The organism is Chryseobacterium sp. HNCC26DJ239 (assembly GCF_057180445.1).
In genome coordinates, this window is the sequence record NZ_JBXUGJ010000004.1 from 164,272 (window position 1) to 185,359 (window position 21,088).

Annotated in this window: 19 protein-coding genes; 13 read left to right on the plus strand and 6 right to left on the minus strand. The window is 34.8% G+C overall.

The genetic code is table 11. The annotated features are described in order from the left end of the window. Positions 1–119: 119 nt before the first annotated feature. The 11 genes from AC2A1D_RS09860 (at position 120) to serS (ending at position 12,228) form a co-directional block, all read left to right on the plus strand. Positions 120–1,073 (plus strand): MlaD family protein, encoded by a 954-nt coding sequence (locus tag AC2A1D_RS09860; RefSeq protein WP_484043473.1) that lies wholly within the window; start codon positions 120–122, stop codon positions 1,071–1,073. Positions 1,074–1,091: 18 nt separating this feature from the next. Beyond that, a complete protein-coding gene (locus tag AC2A1D_RS09865; protein ID WP_484043474.1) occupies positions 1,092–2,429 on the plus strand; it encodes a 4Fe-4S dicluster domain-containing protein in 1,338 nt (445 codons plus the stop codon). A 74-nt stretch (positions 2,430–2,503) separates the two neighbouring features. Further along, complete coding sequence (locus tag AC2A1D_RS09870; RefSeq protein ID WP_484043475.1) at positions 2,504–3,289, plus strand: (Fe-S)-binding protein; 786 nt, start codon at positions 2,504–2,506, stop codon at positions 3,287–3,289. 9 nt (positions 3,290–3,298) lie between these two features. After that, the gene (locus tag AC2A1D_RS09875; protein ID WP_484043476.1) at positions 3,299–4,462 is read left to right on the plus strand and encodes a hypothetical protein; all 1,164 of its coding nucleotides are present in this window, start codon (positions 3,299–3,301) and stop codon (positions 4,460–4,462) included. Positions 4,463–4,530: 68 nt separating this feature from the next. Beyond that, positions 4,531–5,019 (plus strand): hypothetical protein, encoded by a 489-nt coding sequence (locus tag AC2A1D_RS09880; protein WP_484043477.1) that lies wholly within the window; start codon positions 4,531–4,533, stop codon positions 5,017–5,019. A gap of 85 nt (positions 5,020–5,104) precedes the next feature. Continuing rightward, on the plus strand, positions 5,105–6,226 hold the full coding sequence (locus AC2A1D_RS09885; RefSeq protein WP_484043478.1) for a glycosyltransferase: 1,122 nt from the start codon (positions 5,105–5,107) through the stop codon (positions 6,224–6,226). 245 nt (positions 6,227–6,471) lie between these two features. After that, positions 6,472–7,722 carry an MATE family efflux transporter gene (locus tag AC2A1D_RS09890; protein ID WP_484043479.1) on the plus strand — a complete coding sequence of 417 codons (1,251 nt, stop codon included), beginning with the start codon at positions 6,472–6,474 and terminating at the stop codon, positions 7,720–7,722. A 46-nt stretch (positions 7,723–7,768) separates the two neighbouring features. Next, the gene (locus tag AC2A1D_RS09895; RefSeq protein WP_484043480.1) at positions 7,769–8,269 is read left to right on the plus strand and encodes a hypothetical protein; all 501 of its coding nucleotides are present in this window, start codon (positions 7,769–7,771) and stop codon (positions 8,267–8,269) included. Between the two features lie 129 nt (positions 8,270–8,398). Next, positions 8,399–10,294: an asparagine synthase (glutamine-hydrolyzing) gene (asnB, locus tag AC2A1D_RS09900; RefSeq protein ID WP_484043481.1), complete on the plus strand. Its 1,896-nt coding sequence runs from the start codon at positions 8,399–8,401 to the stop codon at positions 10,292–10,294. A 62-nt stretch (positions 10,295–10,356) separates the two neighbouring features. Next, entirely contained in the window at positions 10,357–10,863 is a 507-nt protein-coding gene (locus tag AC2A1D_RS09905) for a hypothetical protein (protein ID WP_484043482.1), read from the plus strand. A gap of 96 nt (positions 10,864–10,959) precedes the next feature. Then, positions 10,960–12,228, plus strand: coding sequence for a serine--tRNA ligase (gene serS, locus AC2A1D_RS09910; RefSeq protein ID WP_484043483.1), 1,269 nt, complete (start codon positions 10,960–10,962; stop codon positions 12,226–12,228). 43 nt (positions 12,229–12,271) lie between these two features. Here serS and AC2A1D_RS09915 read toward each other — a convergent pair whose 3' ends face one another. From AC2A1D_RS09915 to AC2A1D_RS09940, 6 genes are all read right to left on the minus strand, one after another. Further along, a complete protein-coding gene (locus AC2A1D_RS09915; RefSeq protein WP_484043484.1) occupies positions 12,272–12,853 on the minus strand; it encodes a pentapeptide repeat-containing protein in 582 nt (193 codons plus the stop codon). A gap of 160 nt (positions 12,854–13,013) precedes the next feature. Next, on the minus strand, positions 13,014–14,243 hold the full coding sequence (gene rodA / locus AC2A1D_RS09920) for a rod shape-determining protein RodA (RefSeq protein ID WP_484043485.1): 1,230 nt from the start codon (positions 14,241–14,243) through the stop codon (positions 13,014–13,016). Between the two features lie 2 nt (positions 14,244–14,245). Next, the gene (locus AC2A1D_RS09925) at positions 14,246–16,273 is read right to left on the minus strand and encodes a peptidoglycan D,D-transpeptidase FtsI family protein (protein WP_484043486.1); all 2,028 of its coding nucleotides are present in this window, start codon (positions 16,271–16,273) and stop codon (positions 14,246–14,248) included. Beyond that, the gene (locus AC2A1D_RS09930; protein WP_484043487.1) at positions 16,270–16,776 is read right to left on the minus strand and encodes a rod shape-determining protein MreD; all 507 of its coding nucleotides are present in this window, start codon (positions 16,774–16,776) and stop codon (positions 16,270–16,272) included. Before AC2A1D_RS09930 ends, AC2A1D_RS09925 begins: the two co-directional genes overlap by 4 nt. Next, positions 16,769–17,623 carry a rod shape-determining protein MreC gene (mreC, locus tag AC2A1D_RS09935; protein WP_484043488.1) on the minus strand — a complete coding sequence of 285 codons (855 nt, stop codon included), beginning with the start codon at positions 17,621–17,623 and terminating at the stop codon, positions 16,769–16,771. The genes AC2A1D_RS09930 and mreC overlap by 8 nt, the downstream gene beginning before the upstream one ends. 29 nt (positions 17,624–17,652) lie before the next feature. After that, on the minus strand, positions 17,653–18,678 hold the full coding sequence (locus AC2A1D_RS09940; RefSeq protein WP_484043489.1) for a rod shape-determining protein: 1,026 nt from the start codon (positions 18,676–18,678) through the stop codon (positions 17,653–17,655). Between the two features lie 236 nt (positions 18,679–18,914). On the opposite strand from AC2A1D_RS09940, the gene hemA reads away from it, so the two are divergent. Together hemA and hemC are read left to right on the plus strand one after the other, a co-directional pair. Beyond that, the gene (hemA, locus tag AC2A1D_RS09945; protein ID WP_484043490.1) at positions 18,915–20,189 is read left to right on the plus strand and encodes a glutamyl-tRNA reductase; all 1,275 of its coding nucleotides are present in this window, start codon (positions 18,915–18,917) and stop codon (positions 20,187–20,189) included. Continuing rightward, positions 20,176–21,084 (plus strand): hydroxymethylbilane synthase, encoded by a 909-nt coding sequence (gene hemC, locus AC2A1D_RS09950; protein ID WP_484043491.1) that lies wholly within the window; start codon positions 20,176–20,178, stop codon positions 21,082–21,084. Before hemA ends, hemC begins: the two co-directional genes overlap by 14 nt. The last annotated feature ends 4 nt before the right edge of the window (positions 21,085–21,088 follow it).

A 21,088-nucleotide genomic window follows, 5' to 3' on the forward strand; every position in this document is an offset into this window, starting at 1 on the left:
TGATGATAACATTTAAAGCGGCAAAGTTTTTGCCGCTTTTTTTGAGCTTAACCCAGAGCAATAGCTTAAAACATTTGTTTAAAATGTATTATATTTGCTCATTAGAAAAAATTTAACAAGTGAAATTCAGCAAAGAATTAAAGGCCGGTCTTATCGCACTTCTCGCGATTGTCGGTTTTGTCGTTTTATTCCAGTTTATGAAAGGCAGAAGCCTTTTTACCACAGATAATATTTTTTACGCTAAATATGACAATGTAGAAGGTCTCGCACAGTCTGCCCCTGTTTCTATTAACGGATTAAAGGTTGGGCAAGTAGACAGAATCATTCCTATTACTGCAAAAGATGGTAAAATAAGTTTTGTCGTAAAAATTACTGTTGATGATAATTTTGAATTTTCAAAAAACACAACAGTAGAGATTTTCGAGCCCGGCTTAATGTCTGGGAAAGAAATGAAGCTAAACTTAATGTACGGTGGCGAATCTGCAAAAGATGGAGACACGCTTAAAGGAGCTTACAAATTAGGAATGCTAAACAGCCTTTCTTCACAAGTTGGCCCGGTAAAAGACCAATTACAAACGGTTCTTCACCGAGTAGATTCTTTAATGATGAACGCGAATATGGTGATGAATGCACAAAACAGAGAAGAGATTAGAGCCCTGCTTCAAAATCTTAACAAAACTGTAAGTGCGCTTCAAACAACAGCAGGAAGTGTAAACCAATTGGTTGGTCACAACGATCCTAAACTTCAAAAAGTTTTAGATGATGCAAGTGTAACCATGCAAAGCGGTAAAACTACTTTAGACAAATACGGAAACCTTGCAGAAAGTATCGATACTCAAAAACTAAATGCAACCATCGCAAATCTTGATGCTACAGTTGGGCAGCTAAACAAAGTAATGTCAGGAATCGATCGTGGTGAAGGAAGTCTAGGTAAAATAATGAAAGACGAGCAGCTGTACAATAATTTGAACGCCGCCTCTACCAACCTAAACAAACTTCTTGAAGACTTCAAAGCAAATCCAAAGAGATATGTAAACTTCTCGGTATTTGGTAAAAACGCTAATAAAGAATAATTATCAACTTTTTCTCTTATGCAATATATCGACAATATCATCTTTGTGATTTTAATGATTGCCGGCTTTGGTCTTTTTGCTAAAAGCTTGCAAAAAATCTATCGAAACATAAGATTAGGAAGAGAAATAAACCGCAGCGACAGAAAGCGCGAGAGATGGGAAACCATGGCAAGAGTAGCTATGGGACAGAGCAGAATGACGGCAAGACCTGTAGCAGGTATTCTTCACCTATTCGTATATGTAGGTTTCGTAATCATTAACATCGAGTTGATTGAAATCATCGTGGACGGAATTTTCGGAACACACAGATTTCTTTCAGAAATTTTCGGGGAAACTTTATACGGTATCTTTACAGCAACTTTGGAGTATTTAGCACTTCTTGTTATTGTAGGAGTGGTACTGTTCTTTATCCGTAGAAATTTTTACGGGGTAAAAAGGCTCAACATGAAAGAACTTTTCGGTTGGCCAAAAGACGATGCCAATTGGATTTTGGTGATTGAATTTGCCTTAATGATGGCTTTCTTTAAAATGAATTCTGCCGAATTTATTCTACAATCTCGTGGTGTTGAAGGATTTCACGCCATTGGTTCTTTCCCAATCAGCCAAATGATTTTCGTTCCTATTTTTGAAATTTTCAGTTTCGATAATGGGTTCCTTATTTTCACGGAAAAAGCAGCTTGGTGGTTCCATTTTGTGGGGATTTTATTCTTCATGAATTACCTTTATTACTCAAAGCATTTGCATATTATTTTAGCATTTCCAAGTACTTGGTATTCTAATTTAAATCCTTACGGAAAGTTTAATAATTTAGATTCTGTAACCAAAGAAATTAAATTGATGATGGATCCCAATGCAGACCCTTACGCAGCTCCGGCTGAAGGCGAAGCCGAAGTTCCTTCTAAATTTGGGGCAGAAGACATTTTCGATTTGAACCAAGTTCAGCTTCTGAATGCCTATTCTTGTACAGAATGCGGAAGATGTACTTCCGTTTGCCCGGCAAATCTTACCGGTAAAAAACTTTCGCCAAGAGCTATCTTGATGAAAACAAGAGACCGTCTGGAAGAAGTGGGAAGAAACATCGACAAAAACGGCAAGTTTGAAGACGATGGCAAAAAATTACTGAACGACTACATCACCAAAGAAGAACTTTGGGCATGTACAACGTGTAACGCGTGTACAGAAGCTTGTCCGGTACTTTTAGACCCGCTATCAATTATTTTCGAAATGAGAAGATTCTTGGTGATGGAACAATCTGCAGCACCACAAGAGTTGAATCTTATGATGACCAACGTAGAAAACAATGCGGCGCCATGGCAATACAACCAAGCAGACCGTTTGAATTGGGCAAATGATTAATTAATGTAAAAATCTAGCAATGTAACAATGATATAGAAATTGTTTCACTGTTACATTGATAAATTAAAAAGTATATGGATTTCACAATAAAAACAATGGCGGAATACGCAATGGAAGGCAAATCTCCAGAAGTTCTTTTCTGGGTAGGTTGCGCTGGAAGTTTCGACGATAGAGCCAAAAAAATAACCAAAGCTTTCTGCAAAATTTTAAATAAAATTGGAGTAGAATTCGCTGTTTTAGGACAAGAAGAAAGCTGCACAGGAGACCCTGCAAAACGTGCTGGAAACGAGTTTATTTTCCAGATGATGGCTTTAACGAATATCGAAATTCTAAACGCTTACGAAGTAAAGAAAATCGTAACGGCTTGTCCGCATTGCTTCAATACACTTAAAAATGAATATCCTTCTTTAGGTGGAAACTACGAAGTTTTGCACCACACACAATTCCTTAAAAATTTAATGGAAGAAGGGCGTCTTAAGATTGAAGGTGGACAATTTAAAGGAAAAAAGATCACTTTCCACGACCCTTGTTATTTGGGAAGAGCCAATAATGAATATGAAGCTCCGAGAATGCTTTTAGAAAAACTAGATGCAGAATTGGTAGAAATGAAACGTTGCAAAACCAACGGACTTTGCTGTGGAGCTGGTGGTGCACAAATGTTTAAAGAACCTGAAAAAGGAAATAAAGACATCAACATCGAACGTACAGAAGAAGCTCTTTCTTTTGAGCCAAAAGTGATTGCAACAGGTTGCCCTTTCTGCAACACAATGATGACGGATGGTGTAAAACACTTCAACAAAAACACTGAAGTTGCCGTAAAAGACATTGTAGAGCTTATAGCGGAAGCTGAAGATTTGTAATATAATGGTGTGGAGGAAATAAAATCATTCGCAGGAACAAAATTTCAGTGGAGATTTTCTTTCCTCATCACCTTTTTTCTAATGCTTTCTTTAAGCATTTGGAACTACAACAACAGAATGTACGACTGGGATATGCCCGGTTACATGGCTTGCTTCTATACCATTCTAGAGCCTAATCAACCTGAAAAAATACATCACCAAATTTATCAGGAAATAAAAAAAGAAGCTTCTCAAAAAGAATATCAAGACATTATTGGTATCGATCGTTTCGATACGACTAGACAGTGGTTTACCAAAAACACTCAATCTTTCACAGAACAACTTCCCTATTTTCAGATTAAAATCGGCTACAATCTTACGCTTTTAGCTTTATATAAAATCGGTTTTTCTGGGCCAATGTCGGTTACAATTTTAAGTATTATTTCTTACTTTGTTTCAGGGTTAATGCTGTTTTGGGTGTTAAAAATTATCTTCCCGAGAAATCCTTGGCTAAGTTTGTTGCTCACGGTTTGTATATGTTTACTTCCACCCATGACGCACATGTCGAGAATTTCTACTCCAGACCTATTTATTTTTCAGTTTTTGATGCTTTTTATGGTCGCTTTTTTACAAAAGTGGAGCTCTTGGAAAATGTTTATCATTCATCTTCTTATTATTTTCGTAAGACCGGATTACATCCCGTTTTCCTTGTCTTATTATGCTTTTCAATGGATATTTGAATATCTTTCAGCGAAAAAAATAAATTACCACTACATCTCCTACTCTATCGTTCTTACAGCAATGTATGTTGCGATTTTAAAGTATTACAATTATCCTGGCTGGAAAGACCTTTTCTACGATACCTTTATCTACAGAAGACCGTTCATCAGTACACAAAAGGCAGATTTTACTTTAGCTTTTTACTTTAAATTTTTACTGAGTAAATTCCTCTACTTCAAAAAGGTTACAGTTACTTCAATAGCTTTATTAATCGGCACATTTTACTTTAGCAAAGATCGTTTTACAAGACTTTTTGCGGTGTGTTTTTTCATCAATATTTACATTAAATTTGTGTTTTTCCCACAATCTGCAGCACTTAGATTTTTCTTCCCAACTATGGCCTTACTTTTATTGATGTTTTTTTCCGCTTTCAGCAAAAAATATCCGAACGTAAGAATCGGGAAAATTGCGTAATTTTACAGTCTAATTTATTCACCATGACGTCATCCCAATGATTTCATGTATCAATAAAAAATCTGCTTATGAAAATTGAAGAATCAAACATCGTTGAAGCCAACGATTACAGAGTAATTATATATCCTGCCTCTCGACCTTTTGCAACTCTTGAAGCAAAAAAAATCACCGAAAAATTATACGATTTTTTGGCAACTTGGGCAGCTCACGGAAAACCGCTTTCTTCTTCTTTTAAAATCGAGAAAAACCAATTTATCATTATTTGTGTAGACGAAGAAAAAGAAATGGCTTCTGGCTGCAGCATTGATGCGCTTGGGAAAATTATGAGAGAAATTGATGAAGAATATCAATTGGGCCTTTTCGACAGAATGAAAGCGAGCTACATCGAAAACGGAGAAGTAAAAACGTTGAAACTTTTAGATTTCAAAAATAAAATTAGAAACGGAGAATTGTCTAAAGACATTCAGGTTTTTGATTTTTCTAAAAATACATACCTAGAATTTATTGGGAATTTCCTTTTGCCATTCGAGAGAAGTTGGGCTTCAGGAATTAAATAAGTTTTAACCTTAAAAACTAAAATTTCCTCCGCAGTTTCTTTTATTTTTGAGACTTCAGAGGAAATTTTGTTATTTTTAAACTTCAATGCAAAAAGTACTTTTTTTAACCACGTCGCACCATCCCAAAGATGATAGAATTTTCTTTCATCAGGCGCAATCGCTTGCAGAAGCGCAGTTTGAGGTTAAAATTACAAGTCTTTGCGCCCATCTTATTGAGAAAAACGATTCTATTGAAATTGAATCATACTCTATTCTCGAAAAATCGGCTTTTGAAAAAATAGAAACATTTTTAAAAGTTTGCCGAAACTTTCAGCCAGAAACCATTATCTGCTCTGAACCTTTAGCAATTTTTGCTGCAAAAAAATATAAAAAAGAAAAGAAAGTAACCATCATTTACGACGTTACAGAATGGTATCCTTCGATGTCGATGTTGAGAGAATTTTCTTTTCCTTCAAAAATTTTTCATGCGATAAAATTTTCGCTCATTAATTTATACGCTGGTTTTCTGAGCGACCGTTTTATTTTTGGTGAAGAAACAAAGAAATTTCCATTGGCTTATTTTTTTCCTTTCAAGAAAAAATTGATTTTGCCTTATTATCCAGATTCAAAATTTATTTCGAAGCAGCTCAATACCATTAAAAATAATAGCATTACACTTTGCTATACCGGACAAATTTCTGAAGAAAAAGGCATCGGGAACTTTTTTAAAGCCGCAGATTTTGCTCAGAAAAGCAATCCAGAATATCAAATTAAGCTTTTAATTATTGGCTCTGCAAGAACAAAGGAAGATGAAATTTCTTTTGAAAAACTACTAAAGAACTATTCATTCAAACATTTAGAAATAAAACAGCCGACCTCTTTTGAAAGCTTCACCGAAAGTTTTAAAGAAGCCGATATTTGTTTTGATTTAAGAGCATTAAATTTCGAAAATCAGCATTCGCTTCCCATCAAACTTTTCTATTACATCGGCGCGGGAAAACCTATTATCTATTCAAATTTAAAGGGAATTAGGCAACACATGAATGTTTCTGAATTTGGATATTTAGTAAATCCAAGCAACGAAAAACAAATTGCTGACCACATTTTAAATTATCTTCAAAATCCCGAAAAATATATTCAACATTCCCAAAATGCAGCAAAAGCTTTTGAAACAAAATACAACTGGAATTGTATTAAAAACTCTTTCGTTAATTTCATTAAACTGTAAATAAAATATTGACTTAGGACTTCGAAGCGTGTAAAAATTATAAAAATATTTCGTTAAAAAATTTCCTTTGTCTGAGTGGCGGCAAAACTTATCTTTAAGATTAAAAAACTTCTAATCCGCCCGAGTTTACTAAATTTTAGAAAGATTTTTATAATTTTAGCTGAGAAATCCAGTCTTGAACTTTTCGTTCTTTTGGTTCAAACCAAAAGAACAGATTAAAATAAAGCTGTTAATTTATATAAGAAATGTTAACCATTCTCAAAACCTTTTTTTCAAGATTTCTTATTCTAATCTTAAGTTTTGGATTGGTAATTTTTTCGACTCAATTTTGGGGAAGCGAAGGAAAAGGAACGATTTCCATCGTCATTGCCAATGCCGCGATTGTGAGTTTTTTCAGCAGTATTTTTGCGGGAAGCAGTACGTCTTATTTCGCTTCAAAATTCAAAACCGAGCAGATTTTACTGTACAGTTACGTTTGGTCTGTTGTAACGGGAATTTGTGTGCCGCTCGTTTTTTCTTTTACAGAAATTCAATCCGAATTTTTAATTCATTTAATAGGAATTTCCATTTTTTCTGCGCTTTTATCCGTAAACACCAACTTATTTATTGGGCAGAGAAACATTAAAATGTTCAATATTTATACGGTTTTACAACAGCTTTTGCATGTCATTTTTTTGTTCGGAATCATTTTTCTTTTTGAGCTAAAAGACGTTTCAGCATATTTTTTAGCGCAAATTATTTGTTTAGCGGTATTATTTCTCACCAGTTTATCGCAAATTTTAGAAAATTGTAAAATTTCTTCTTTTACTTTTTCAAAAGAAGTATTCAAAAACATGTTTGATTATGGTTGGAAAAACCAACTCAGCGCCTTAATACAATTTCTAAATTACCGCCTTTCTTTTTACTTTCTAGAACATTTTGAAGGCATTTCTGCAGTAGGAATTTTCTCTGTAGGAATCACTTTTTCGGAAGCAATTTGGACGATTACAAGAAGCATTGCCGTTGTTTTATACTCTGAAGTTGTGAACACCAAAGACCGATGGGAAGCCATTGCAAAAACAAAATCTTCACTAAAATTATCTTTCGCGTTGATGACTGTTTTCATTCTCGGAATTCTCATCATTCCGGCAGATTGGTACACGCTAATTTTTGGACAATCGTTCAGCAGAACCAAAGAAATCATGCTTTTGCTTTCCCCAGGAATTTTCGCCATCGCCGTAAGCGACATGATTGGCTATTATTTTTCAGGAATCAAAGAGTTGAAAATCCTCAACATCAAATCGATTGCAGGTTTAGTTGTTACCGTAATTCTCTCGTTAATTCTCATCCCACATTACGGTATTTTAGGCGCTTGTTTAGCAACTACGTTTTCTTATTGTGTGTCTTCAATTTTCCTTTTCGGCTATTTTTATCGTACCACCCGATTTACATTCTCGGATTTCTTCATCTCTAAAAAAGATTTTTTGATGATGAAAGAGAAGTTTTTGGGGAAATAGTTATTAAATTTAAATAGAAAAAAGTAGATAACTTTAAATACAATGAATGGCAACATTTAGCAAAAATCACAAGAAAATAATCTTTATAATTCTATTAATCACCACCTTATATTACTTTATAAGTCAAATAGTTTTTAGAGGAAGTTTTATTCTTGAACATTATTATTCTTACGATTCGAAAGAAAAATGTATAAAAAACAACATATTTATTTCTGATAACCTCAATCTAAAAATAGAAGGAGACTCTTTGAAAAATACTCCCAATTTATCGAAGAAATTCTACTCTACTAAATCTATGTATCAAAAATTCTATGGCTTTTTGATTTCAACTAAAATGGAAGATAAAAATTACAGAAGAATTGTTTGGAGTGAATCGATTAAATTATCAAAAAATCGTAATTGGATAATTACAAACAACGGAGAATATTGCGGAGAAGCTTTTTATGTAGGGCATTGTGATGCAAAAATTGGAGACACGCTTATTCTAACCGTTGAAAATGCTAAAACTGACATAATCATAGGAACTATAAAAATAATAGTAGAATAATCACTTACATACTCTATTCCCAAAAAAGTATAAATTTAATTTACATCCTAAGTAAATTCACTCAAAACTCACAGTTTTCCGTATTTTTACCTCCATCTTTTGTGTTAAAAGAATAAAATAGGTTTCATTATGTGTGGCATTTGCGGTTATTTTGCGTTTAAAGACAACATTTCGTCCCGAAATATTTTGGCGATGAACTTTGCCATACAACATCGCGGCCCCGATGATGAAGGTTTTTGGCTTTCTGATGGTTTAAAAACTCACAATTTTTCTGGAAAAGATTCAACTGAAAAAATAAAAAGTCTGCTCCCGATTCTTGAAGAAGAAATGTCAAAAATTGCGCTCGGTTTTCGAAGACTTTCAATTGTAGACCTTTCCGAGAACGGTCATCAACCGATGAATTCTGACGACGGAGAAATTACCATTACCTTCAACGGAGAAATTTACAACTTCAAAACACTCAGGAAACAACTTGAAAATGAGAACGTAAGCTTCAAAAGCAACTCAGATACGGAAGTTATTTTAAAAGGGTATCAAAAATGGGGAAACTCGGTTTTTGAAAAACTCGACGGGATGTTTTCGATTTGCATTGTAGATATCCCAAAGAAAAAAATAATTCTTAGCCGTGACCGAATTGGGTTAAAACCTCTTTTTTATACTCAAAATGAAAACGGTTTGGTTTGGGCATCAGAAATCAAAGCTTTGTTGAAAAACGAATGGGTAAAACCTGAAATCAACTGGAATGGCGTTTACACGAACTTCCTTTTCCAAACTACTTTAGCTCCGGAAACCTGTTTTAAAGGAATTTTTTCTCTCGAACCAGGTTCTTTAATGACGATTCATCTTGAAAACCATTCGATAATAAAAGAAACATTTTGGAAACTTCCTTCCATTAAAAACAACCAAGATTCTGAAGAAAAAGCCATCACTAAAATTGATGAATTGCTTGCTAAAAGTGTTTCTGAACAGTTGTACGCCGATGTTCCGGTTACAAGTATGATGAGCGGCGGAATTGATTCTACCCTTATCACTTCCAAAGCGAAGCCTTTTAAAAATGACATTAATGCGTTTACGATTTCGTATCAATTTTCTGAGGACGAAGTAAAAAACGCGTCTTTAGTGGCAAAAAATTTAGACATTAAGCATCATATTAAAAAAGTGAGCGATGATGATGTTTTGACAGATTTAAAGGAAAATATACAACATTTTGAAGAACCTTATTCCAGTCTTGAAGTGTTGATGAATGCAGCAGAATACGCTAAAAACTTAGGTTTTAAAGTCGTTTTAAGCGGAAATGGCGCCGATGAACTTTTCGCAGGGTACAGCCATTCATTAAAACTAAAAAAATGGTTATTGCTTAGAAATTTCAATTTTGTAAAACATTTTATTTTCACTAAAAATGCTTTTTCGGAGAAAGTAAAAAACTATTTTTCTCAAGATTTCATGTTTGATTTTTTCAGACAAAGTCAGGTCGGAATGAAGCCAAATGAAGCTAAATTGATAATAAATCCTTCCATTTTCAAAGAAATCGAGCAAAATTTAGGTAAATATCATCTTTCTGACAGTAAAAATTACAAAGGCTATTTTGAATATGACATGAAATATTCTTTGTCTTCTCACCACGTTTTCCGGGACGATTTGAGCGCGATGAAATATGGTGTAGAATTTCGTTATCCGTATTTAAGTAACGAATTGATTGATTATGTTGCTACTTTACCAGAAAATTTCAGATACAATGGCGTTCAAAACAAACCATTACTCAGGAAAGTTGCAAAAAAATACCTTCCAAAAGAAGTTTTAAACATGCCAAAACGAGGTTTTTCGTTTCCACTTTCTTATTTTATTAAAAATGAGGAAAAAGTGAGAGTTTTTATTGACGAAAATTTAGAAAGTCTGAAAAAAAGAAATTTCTTTAATCCAGAAATTATAGACCAATGGTGGAATAACCAAAACGACGTGTACGACTGCGTTAAAATCTGGCAACTCGTGACTTTTGAATTGTGGTATCAGAAATATTTTGTTTAAACGATGCTAAATGATGAATTGCGGATGTTTTTCAGCTTGAATAAATAGTTTACCTTTGTAGTATGAAGAAATCTTTTTGGGGAATAACGGTTTCGGTTTTAGCACTTCTTAGCTGTAACAGTGATGATGAAGTTTTACAGGAGATAGACCAAGTCATGACTTTTTACATAAAAGATGCGGCAGGAAACGACCTTTTGCACCCCACCAATGTTGGCGCGTATTCTAGCATTTCTATGAATGATGTTTTTGGGGAAAACGACAGTTCTCCCGTTACATTTTCTGGTCCTACAATGCAAACAGATTCTACTTACAACATAGAATATACAGCAAGTGCAACAAGAAGGCTACTTTCTTCAGACGCCCAAGACAACAGGATTTATCAGTCTAAAATTGCTTTAAACATGAGTCAGAAAATTAATGACACACTATACCAAGCGGTTTCAGATACAATGGAAATTCAATACAATTGGTCGCCTTCCCGTTTTGAAATTCGTAAGGTTTGGTACAACAACAACGAGGTTTTTACTAAAACTCCTACATCCGGAAACACATTTACTATTACAAAATAAATTAAATTTGCAGGAACAGTTTAAAGTTTAATGTCTAAAGTTTTATTACTTTTAACTTAAAACCATAAATTTTAAACCAAAAAACTATAAACATATATGTTACAGGTTAATTTTTTGCGCGACAATAAGGAACGCGTTTTAGAAGGTCTTCAGAAAAGACATTTCAAGAATCTTGGGTTGGTAGACGAAGCAATTGCTACCGACGAAGAAAGAAAAAAAATTCAGTTTGAGCTAGATTCTCAGCTTTCGGAAATCAATAAAATCTCCAAAGAGATTGGTCTTTTAATGAAAGAAGGGAAAAAAGAAGAAGCTGAAGCAGCAAAATCTAAAACCGCTCAGTACAAAGAATCGACTTCCGAATTAAAATCTCAGCTTGAACTTAAAGAAAAAGCTTTATTAGATATTTTATATCAAATTCCAAACATCCCTTACGAATTGGTAAAAAGTGGAGTTTCTGCAGACGATAACGAAACTATTTATCAATCTCACGACGTGGAAGGTTTAGGTGAAGGTGCAATTCCACATTGGGAATTAGCAAAAAAATACAACCTTATCGACTTTGAACTAGGTGTGAAAATCGCTGGTGCAGGTTTCCCTGTTTATTTAGGAAAAGGAGCAAGATTGCAGAGAGCTTTGGTTCAGTATTTCTTAGATAAAAATGTGGAGAAAGGATATATGGAAGTAAATCCGCCTCACGTTGTAAACGAAGCTTCAGGATACGGAACCGGGCAATTGCCAGACAAAGAAGGACAAATGTATTATATTCAGGCAGACGATTTATATTTAATCCCAACTGCGGAAGTTCCTGTGACGAATTTGTATCGTGATGTTTTGTTTGATGAGAAAGATTTGCCAATCAAAAACACAGCATTTTCACAGTGTTACAGAAGAGAAGCAGGAAGTTACGGCGCTCACGTAAGAGGTTTGAACCGTCTTCACCAATTCGAAAAAGTAGAAATTGTAAGAATTGAAAAACCAGAAAATTCTTACGCTGTTTTGGAAGAAATGGTAGAACACATCAAAGAAATCTTAACTGACCTTGAGCTTCCGTACAGAGTTTTAAGACTTTGTGGTGGCGATACAGGTTTTGCTTCGGCAATGACTTACGATTTTGAAGTTTGGAGTGCTGCACAAGAAAAATGGTTGGAAGTTTCTTCAGTTTCAAACTTTGAAACTTTCCAGGCAAACCGTTTGAAGTGCCGTTACAAAGCAGACGGAAAATCTCAATTGGTGCATACTTTGAATGGTTCTGCAATGGCTTTACCAAGAATTATGGCTGCATTGCTTGAAAATAATCAGACAGAAGAAGGAATTAAACTTCCAAAAAAAATTGCAGAATATGCAAGATTTGATTTGATTAACTAATCGAAATTTAGATATATAAAACCACCTCAAAAGGGTGGTTTTTTTATGTACTCTTATCAATCACAATTTTATGATGATGCAAAAGCCCAGATACGTTCGAAGCTGAAAATTTTGCGCCTTTCATTTTATTGTTATCTGGGTTAAACGCAAATCCAAAAGCGGTTCTAAAATCGGTTTGTTCCAAATTCGTTCTATCGAAAACAGCTCCGGAAAGGTCAGAATTTGAAAAAACAGCGTTTCGTAAATCAGCCTCAGAAAAATCGACTTCTCTCAAAATACAATCTTTAAACACCGTTTTTTTCAGAGAAGATTTATAAAAAACAGAATTGGTGAGTTGGCAATTTTCAAAACGTACCGCAAAACCAAAATCATTACAACTGCTAAAATCTACACCTAAAATTTTTGAGTCTTTAAAAAATACCTCACGAAAGGCGGTTACCATTACTTTAGCCATATTCAGATTACAATCGATAAACTCGCAATCATTAAAGTTAAAAGCAGAAAAATCGGCGTATTCAAAATTGCAGTTTCTAAAAACACAGTTTTCATATTCACCAATGTTTAAAGGTGATTCAGCAAAATTTAAATGATTGTATTCTTGGTCTGAAATGTAATTTGTGCTCATTATATTTTCCTGAAAATTAACTGGATTTTCAAAGACTTTAGATCTTTTTAGTAAAATTTATTTAAACCATTAAGAATTATTAAGGAGCTAAGTTTTCTTAGGATAAAATCTTCAGAATGTTTGAAAGCTTCCATCCTCCTGTTTCTCAATCCTACCTTTTCTACACCAAACTATTTTTATCTGCGTAATTGAGTTTAAAGAAAATAAAAGTCATTATTGAGAACGCGAGAAGTGAACTTCCTCCATAACTAAAATACGGCAAAGGAATACCCACCGTTGGAAACAAGCCCATAACCATCCCTAAATTGATTGAAAAGTGCATCAAAAGAATAGACGCAAAACTATAACCAAAAACCCTGTTAAATGTAGATTTTTGCTGTTCTGCGAGGTAATAAATCCGACCAATATACACCATGTAGCAAAGTACCAAAACCACACTTCCTACAAAGCCCCACTCTTCTCCAACTGTACAGAAAATATAGTCTGTTTCTTGCTCTGGAACGAATTTTCCCTGAGTAACGGAACCTTCTCTATATCCTTTCCCGAAAATCCCACCAGAACCGATGGCTGTTTTAGAATACAGCAAATTATATCCGGAAGTATCTCTAAATGCCTTTTCTCCTTTGTATAACACCTCAATTCTTTCTCTTTGGTGTTTGGGTAATTTTTCTAACACATACGGTGTTCCAAAAGCCAGACCACAAAGTAATAGTAAAGAACCAGCAATCCCTGCAATAGAAATAACGTCCCAAGACATTCTGTGGTAATTTAAAAATATAAATATCCCGTAAATAAGTACAATTACGATAACAACATATAAAGGATTTATGGCTAAAGAAATTAAAAATACGGCTGCAAAAAGGCCTACAACTCCAAAAAGCCATCCACTTAAACCCTCACGATATAAAGCGATAAAAAATGCAGTAAAAACGAGTAACGATCCTACATCTGGAATAGATAAAACCACAATTGCAGGAATTCCTACAATGGCTAAAGTCGTTAGTAACGATTTTCTATTTTTTAAATTGAAATCGGCTCCAGAAACATAACTTGCCAACATTAATGCTGTTCCAATTTTGGCAAATTCTACAGGCTGCATGGTAAAACCTCCAAATTTATACCAGTTTTTCTGTCCTAAAATTTCGGTTCCAAAAACGTGTAACCCTGCGAGCATCAAAACGCCTCCAATGTAGAAAACGGCAGAAAGATTTTCAAAAAATTTGCTTCTGCTGAAAAATATAATTAACCCTACAAATATTGATATTCCGAAGAAAATAAGCTGTTTTTCTCCCAACTTAGGATCAACACTGTAAATATTTGCAATCGCGAATACGCAAAGCAATACATAAAGACCAATCCCAAGTTTATCTATCCCTTCTGTCCACTTCATTGTTATAAATTTTTAGGGGTTTTAGCTTTTTCTTTAGCCTTCTCTTGAAGCTTTGCTTTTTGTTTTTTTACCATTTCCAGACTGTCTTTCATTCTTTTTAGTTTTAAAGAATCTGGTTTTGGTTCCTTATAAAGTCCTTTTCGTTTAAGGTCTGCAATCCACTGTCGTTTATATTCCGGCATGAAGCTGGAAGTAATCATTTTTTTGTATAAATGCTCCCGTTTTAGATCTCCTGTGATGTATTTTTCGGCAATTACGGTACAAGCGGGGCCTGCCCAAGTTGCTCCAAAACCGGCATGTTCCATTACGGCCACAACAACAATTTTTGGTTTTTCAGCAGGAGCAATCAATACAAAAATCGAGTTATCTTTTCCTTGTGGAACCTGTGCTGTACCTGTTTTTGCCAACTGAGTAAATTCGCTCGATTTTAAACCTGCAGCTGTACCACGCAATACTACGGCTTCCATCCCTTTCAGAACAGGCCCAAAATGTTTCTTATCTACAAGTGTGTAATGTTTTTTCTTAAATCTAGGATCAGGATTTGGTTTTCCATCAATTGCTTTTACAATATGTGGCGTGTAGTACCAACCTTGATTGGCAATTGCTGAAACATAATTTGCCAACTGAATTGGGGTTACCAAAACATCGCCCTGCCCCATCCCGTTATAAATTGCTCCGGTTGGCATCTCATCCCAGTTTTTGAAATCGACTTTCTGAGATCCGTTAGCTTTCATAATGGCTTTAAAGCGTTTTTCGTAGAAATCTCCCGAAGGAATTCTACCTTTTGCACCTACTGCAAAATCGTTATTTAAAAATTCCCCAACACCAAAACTGCTCATGATTTTTTTCCATTCATCAACTCCTTTTGAAGGATTCCCAGGATATTTTTTAATGATCGCAATAAATGCATACGTGAAGAAACAGTTGCTTGAAACCTGTATTGCCGGAATCAACGGATCTGCTCCGCCGTGACCTTTAATTCTTTTGCCTCGATAATAAAACCCTCCTCCACAAGGAAAAATAGTTTTCTCGTCCATCACTCCCATTTGCATTGCAGCCAAAGCGGTTAACAATTTAAAGGTAGAACCTGGAGGATATGCGGCTTGAAGAGCACGATCAAAGGTTGGTTTGTTTTCGTAAATGGTATCTTTAGAAAGTCTGTAAAGATTTTTAGACTTATTGGGTCCTGTAAAAAGATTCGGATCAATATCGGGACCGGTTGCAGAAACCAAAACTTCACCGTTATTAGGGTCGATGGCAACAACAGCGCCGTGTTTGTCGACCAACATTTCTTCGGCCATTCTTTGAAGGTCGTAATCGATGGTTAGAGTAATATCTTTCCCTGTAACCACTTCTTTGTCTAGAGAACCGTTTTTGTATGGACCTACATTTCTGAGTTTAATATCTTTCTGAATATAGTGTACTCCTTTTACTCCACGAAGCTCTTTTTCGTAGGCTTTTTCTATACCCGCTTTTCCAATAAAGTCTCCCGGAAGATAATAGGTAGAATCTTTTTTAATATCACTATCATTCACTTCATTAGTGTAGCCTAAAAGGTTTCCAGAAGTAGAGACCTCATACTGTCTTTGAGGGCGTGAAACAATATTAAAAGCAGGATATTTAAAAATAATTTCTTGTACTCTAGCAATCTCTTCTCTGCTTAAATCTTTCAGAAAAGTCATTGGCGTAAGTTTAGAATAATATTTTTCCTTTTTTATCGTCTCAATTTTTTTGATAAAATCTTGCTTAGAAATTTTCATTAAACCGCAGAAAGCCAAGGTATCAAAATCCGACTTCATTAAAGCTTGGGTGAAAGATATTTCGTAGGCAGGTTGGTTTCCGACCAAAATTTTACCATTACGGTCAAAAATTACCCCACGTTGCGGAATAATGTATTCTGTTTTAATAGACGTATTGGCTGCGTTGAGCGCATATCTATCTGTAAACAGCTGTAAATAGGAAAGTCTTGCCACAAAAATAAGGGCAATTATTACGAGTGCGGAAAAAATTTTTAAATAGCGTGTATTCAAACTTTTTGTTTGATTTTAAAGATTAATGCGTAAATAATGATAAATATAAACGAAATTACACTTGTTACCAACACATTAAGGAATATTTCAAAAATTCTGCTGAATTTGAAAAATTCTATATACTGCACCGCTAATTGATGCAAAAAGATACTTGTAAAAAGAAAGAGCAAAAACTGGCTCCACTGTAACGACTGAAATGAGAAAAAGTCTGTAGAAGTATCTGTAGAAGTTCTAAAAATTAAGGTTCTAAAATATGCTATCATTGTAGTCGCAAAAGCGTTATTACCACCAGAATGCAGTATAACATCTATCGTGAAACCAATGAGAAAACTTAATGCTAAAAACTGAAACTGATTTCTAAAAAAGGGATAAAACATAACAAACACAGGATAAATAACCGGAGTATAAATCCCGAAAAGTGTTATTTTGTTGAGCACAAAAACCTGAAGTGCCACCAAAAAGATCATGATCAAAAGGTCGGTAAATAAAGTTCTGCTAATCATTTTCTTTTTTAATTACAGCTTGTAGCGTATCCTGAATTTTTTGCACCTCTGCTTTTTTCAGATTTTTAACCACATAGATTTTACTTAAAGCTCCCATTTTTTCGCTAAGTTCTACGGAAATATCCCAAAACCCAGTTTGGTTATCTACGGAATATCCTGCCACTTTTCCAATCATTATTCCTTGCGGAAAAATCGCAGATTTTCCGTCAGTTACAATCGTGTCACCCACTCTTACCGAAACATATTTAGGAATATCGGCAAGGTGCATTACTCTAGAATTGTCTCCTTTCCAAGTAAGAGTTCCAAAGTAGCCAGATTTTTTAAGAGCAGCATTTACTCTAATATTCTTGATACTTAGAACCGATTGAACCAAAGCGTAAGAATCGGTAGAATTGATTACAATCCCAGCAATTCCTTTAGGCGCCATTACTCCCATTTGAGGATAAACACCGTCTCTTCTCCCTCTATTGATGGTAAAATAATTATTTCTACGGTTGATGCTGTTCGATACGATATCTCCGTCTACAAATGTATAAATCTGCCCTCCTCCTACAGTATCATGTACTTTTCTGAACATCGGGTTTTTCGCAAATTCTTTTCCGTAAAGCTGTGTCATCAAAACTTTGTTTTGAGCGACGAGGTCTTCGTTTATTTGCTTTAGTTTCAGATAAGAAACCCCTTCATCAATATATCCAGAAACCCAGGCATTAAAGGCAGCACTTTGCCCTGCAAGCCAAGATTTCTGCATTGCATTTTTAGAAAATATCAGAACAAGAGCAATAATCTGCAGAAAAACAAAGAAGATAAATAGAGCATTCTTCGAAAAAATTCTCAGCAAAAATCCCATTCAGATATAATGTCGTAAAAAAGTTAAAATTATTTAATTAAGAAATTGAATTTATCCATATTCTTAAGGGCAATCCCAGTACCACGTACAACGGCTCTCAGCGGATCTTCTGCAACAAATACTGGAAGACCTGTCTTTTTGTGAAGTCTGTCTGCCAAACCTCTTAAAAGAGCACCACCACCTGCAAGATAGATACCTGTTTTGTAAATATCTGCAGCCAATTCTGGCGGAGTAAGTGAAAGAGTTTCCATTACAGAATCCTCAATTCTGATGATTGATTTATCTAAAGCACGGGCAATTTCTTTATACCCCACCATAATTTCTTTTGGTTTCCCAGTAATCAAATCTCTACCTTGTACCGGAATATCGTCGATATCTACATCTAAATCTTCTACAGCAGAACCCACTTCAATTTTCACTCTTTCTGCAGTTCTTTCCCCGATGTATAAGTTGTGATGCGTTCTTAAATAATACGCAATATCGTTTGTAAATACGTCTCCTGCAATTTTAACAGATTTATCGCAAACGATACCTCCTAAAGCAACAACAGCGATTTCGGTAGTACCACCACCTATATCGATAATCATGTTTCCTTCAGGCTTCTGAACGTCTATACCAACCCCAATTGCAGCTGCCATTGGTTCGTAGATTAAACGTACTTCTTTTGCATTTACTTTTTGTGCAGAATCTCTTACTGCTCTTTTCTCAACCTCTGTAATTCCCGAAGGGATACAAATTACAATTCTTAAAGCTGGTTGTATGAATTTACCTTTAATCCCAGGTATTTTTTTGATAAATTCTTTAATCATATGTTCTGATGCGTGGAAATCTGCGATTACACCATCCTTCAAAGGTCGGATGGTTTTAATGTCTTCGTGAGTTTTTCCCTGCATGTGCTTCGCTTGCTCCCCTACTGCTATTGGCTTTCCTGTAGAACGCTCGATAGCCACTATAGAAGGTTGGTCAATAACAATTTTATTATTATGTATGATAAGAGTATTTGCGGTTCCTAAGTCTATCGCAATCTCTTGCGTAAACATATCGAATAATCCCATAATTTTCTGCTGATTTAAGTTTACAAAGATATAAATTTAAGACTAGCGATAAAATCTCATTCAAAATTATTTGGTTAAAATTTTATTAAATTTTCAAAGTTCCCTTAACAGAGGAGTTATAAAAATTCAACAAATTTTCTATTGTTTATCATCATTATAAATAGCTTTTTACGATATTTATCATTTATATTATCACAAAACGCTTTGATAAAAAATAATTAAATTTGCACCTGTTTATGATACAGTATTCTACAGTACATCAGACATCCAATTTTGCAGTGCTTTCTATTAGCTACGAAAAGGCAGATGTCGAGACAAGAGGGAAATTTGCGTTTTTTGATGACAACATCAAAGGTTTTGTTGCTAAAGTTCACGAGCAGGACTTGGGTGATGCATTCGTTGTATCTACCTGCAACCGTACAGAAATCTACACTACCACAAACAATTACCTCCTTATTGCGGAAGAATATTGCAAGACTATTGGCGTACAACTTACAGACTTTTTGCAGTTTGCCAATATCCTTACAAAAGAAGAAGCACTGAAGCATCTTTTCAGAGTTGCTGCAGGTCTTGAAAGCCAAATTATTGGTGATTTTGAAATCATCGGGCAAATTAAAAAAGCCTACGCAAGATTTAAAAAGGAAAGACAAAATTCGAATCCTTTCCTTGAAAGATCTATTAATTCTGCGATTCAAATTTCAAAAAGAATTAAAAACGAAACTGGAATTTCCAACGGAGCCGCTTCTGTTTCTTACGCTGCTGTACATTATATCTTAAACAATCAAAAAAGAATTAACGAAAAAAACATTCTTCTTTTGGGTGTTGGTGAAATCGGCCAAAACACGGTAGAAAACTTGGTAAAACACGTTTATCAGCCGAAAATTAAAATCGCCAACAGAACAAAGGAGAAAGCTGCAAAAATCTCTGAGAAATACAACATTCCCAACATCGATTACAACGATTTTGAGAAAGAGTTAGAAAACACAGACATTCTTATTGTAGCAACCGGTGCAAAAACGCCTATCATCAATACTTCTCATTTCTCGTCTGGAAAAGAAACTTTGGTTATCGATTTATCAATCCCAAATAATGTTGACACAGCTGTTTCAGCACTTGAAAACGTAACTTTGATTGATGTGGATGAACTTTCAAAGCAAATTCAGGAAACCATTCAGCAAAGAGAAAAAGAAATTCCGAAGGCTGAAAAAATCATCAAAGAAATGAGCAAAGATTTTCTTGAATGGGAAAAAAAGAGAAAATTAGCACCGAATATTCATCATTTCAAAGCGGTTCTTAAAAATATGGAACGCAATGAAATGCACAATTTTTACAAGAAAAATAAATATATCGACGTAACCGATATGGCGCTTTCTGATAAAATGATTCAGAAAATTACCAATCGATTTGCGAAATACATCATAGATAATCCTTTGAAAGCCGAAGAAATCAGCAAATTAATGCACGAAATCTTGGTAGAACAACCCAACAATGAATTCAATGAAAAACATTAGAATAGGAACGAGAAACTCCGCTCTTGCACTTTGGCAAGCAGAAGAAGTAGCTGAAAAATTGCATCAACTAAATTACACTACAGAGATTGTTCCCATTGTTTCGTCAGGCGATAAAAACCTGAACCAACCTCTTTATTCATTAGGAATTACAGGTGTTTTCACAAGAGATTTAGATGTTGCGTTGTTGAATGACGAGATCGACATTGCTGTACATTCATTAAAAGATGTTCCTACAAAACTTCCGGACAACATCGAATTGGTGGCGTATCTTGAAAGAGATTTTCCTCAAGATGTTTTAATCCGAAGAAAATCGGCAAAAAACAAAGAACTTCACGAGCTAAAATTAGCAACAAGCAGTTTAAGAAGAAGAGCTTTCTGGAAAAAACATTATCCAGAAACAGAGTTTTTCGATATTAGAGGAAACATCCAAACCAGACTTCAAAAATTAGAAGAGCAAGATTTCGACGCTACAATTTTATCTTTGGCAGGAATTAAAAGAATGAACATGAATATCGATTACGAGATGATTCCGTTCATGATTCCGGCTCCTTCGCAAGGTGTTGTAACGGTTGCGGGACATTCAGACAAAAAGGAAATCAACGAAATTTTAGCAAAAATTAATCATGAAGACACTCAAATCTGTGTAGAGATTGAAAGAAATTTCCTGAGCACTTTAGAAGGAGGTTGTACTGCGCCAATTGGGGCGTTTGCTGAAATTTCTGAAGACCAAATCCGTTTCAAAGCAGGTTTATGTTCTTTAGATGGTAAAAACTTTATCGCTACTGAAGAAAATTTTGAATACATCGTTGATGTAAACTTCGGTAAAAAATATGCTCAAATTGTGCTTGAAAACGGAGGTAAAGAATTGATGACGGAAATTAAAAGCCAGATTTAAACCT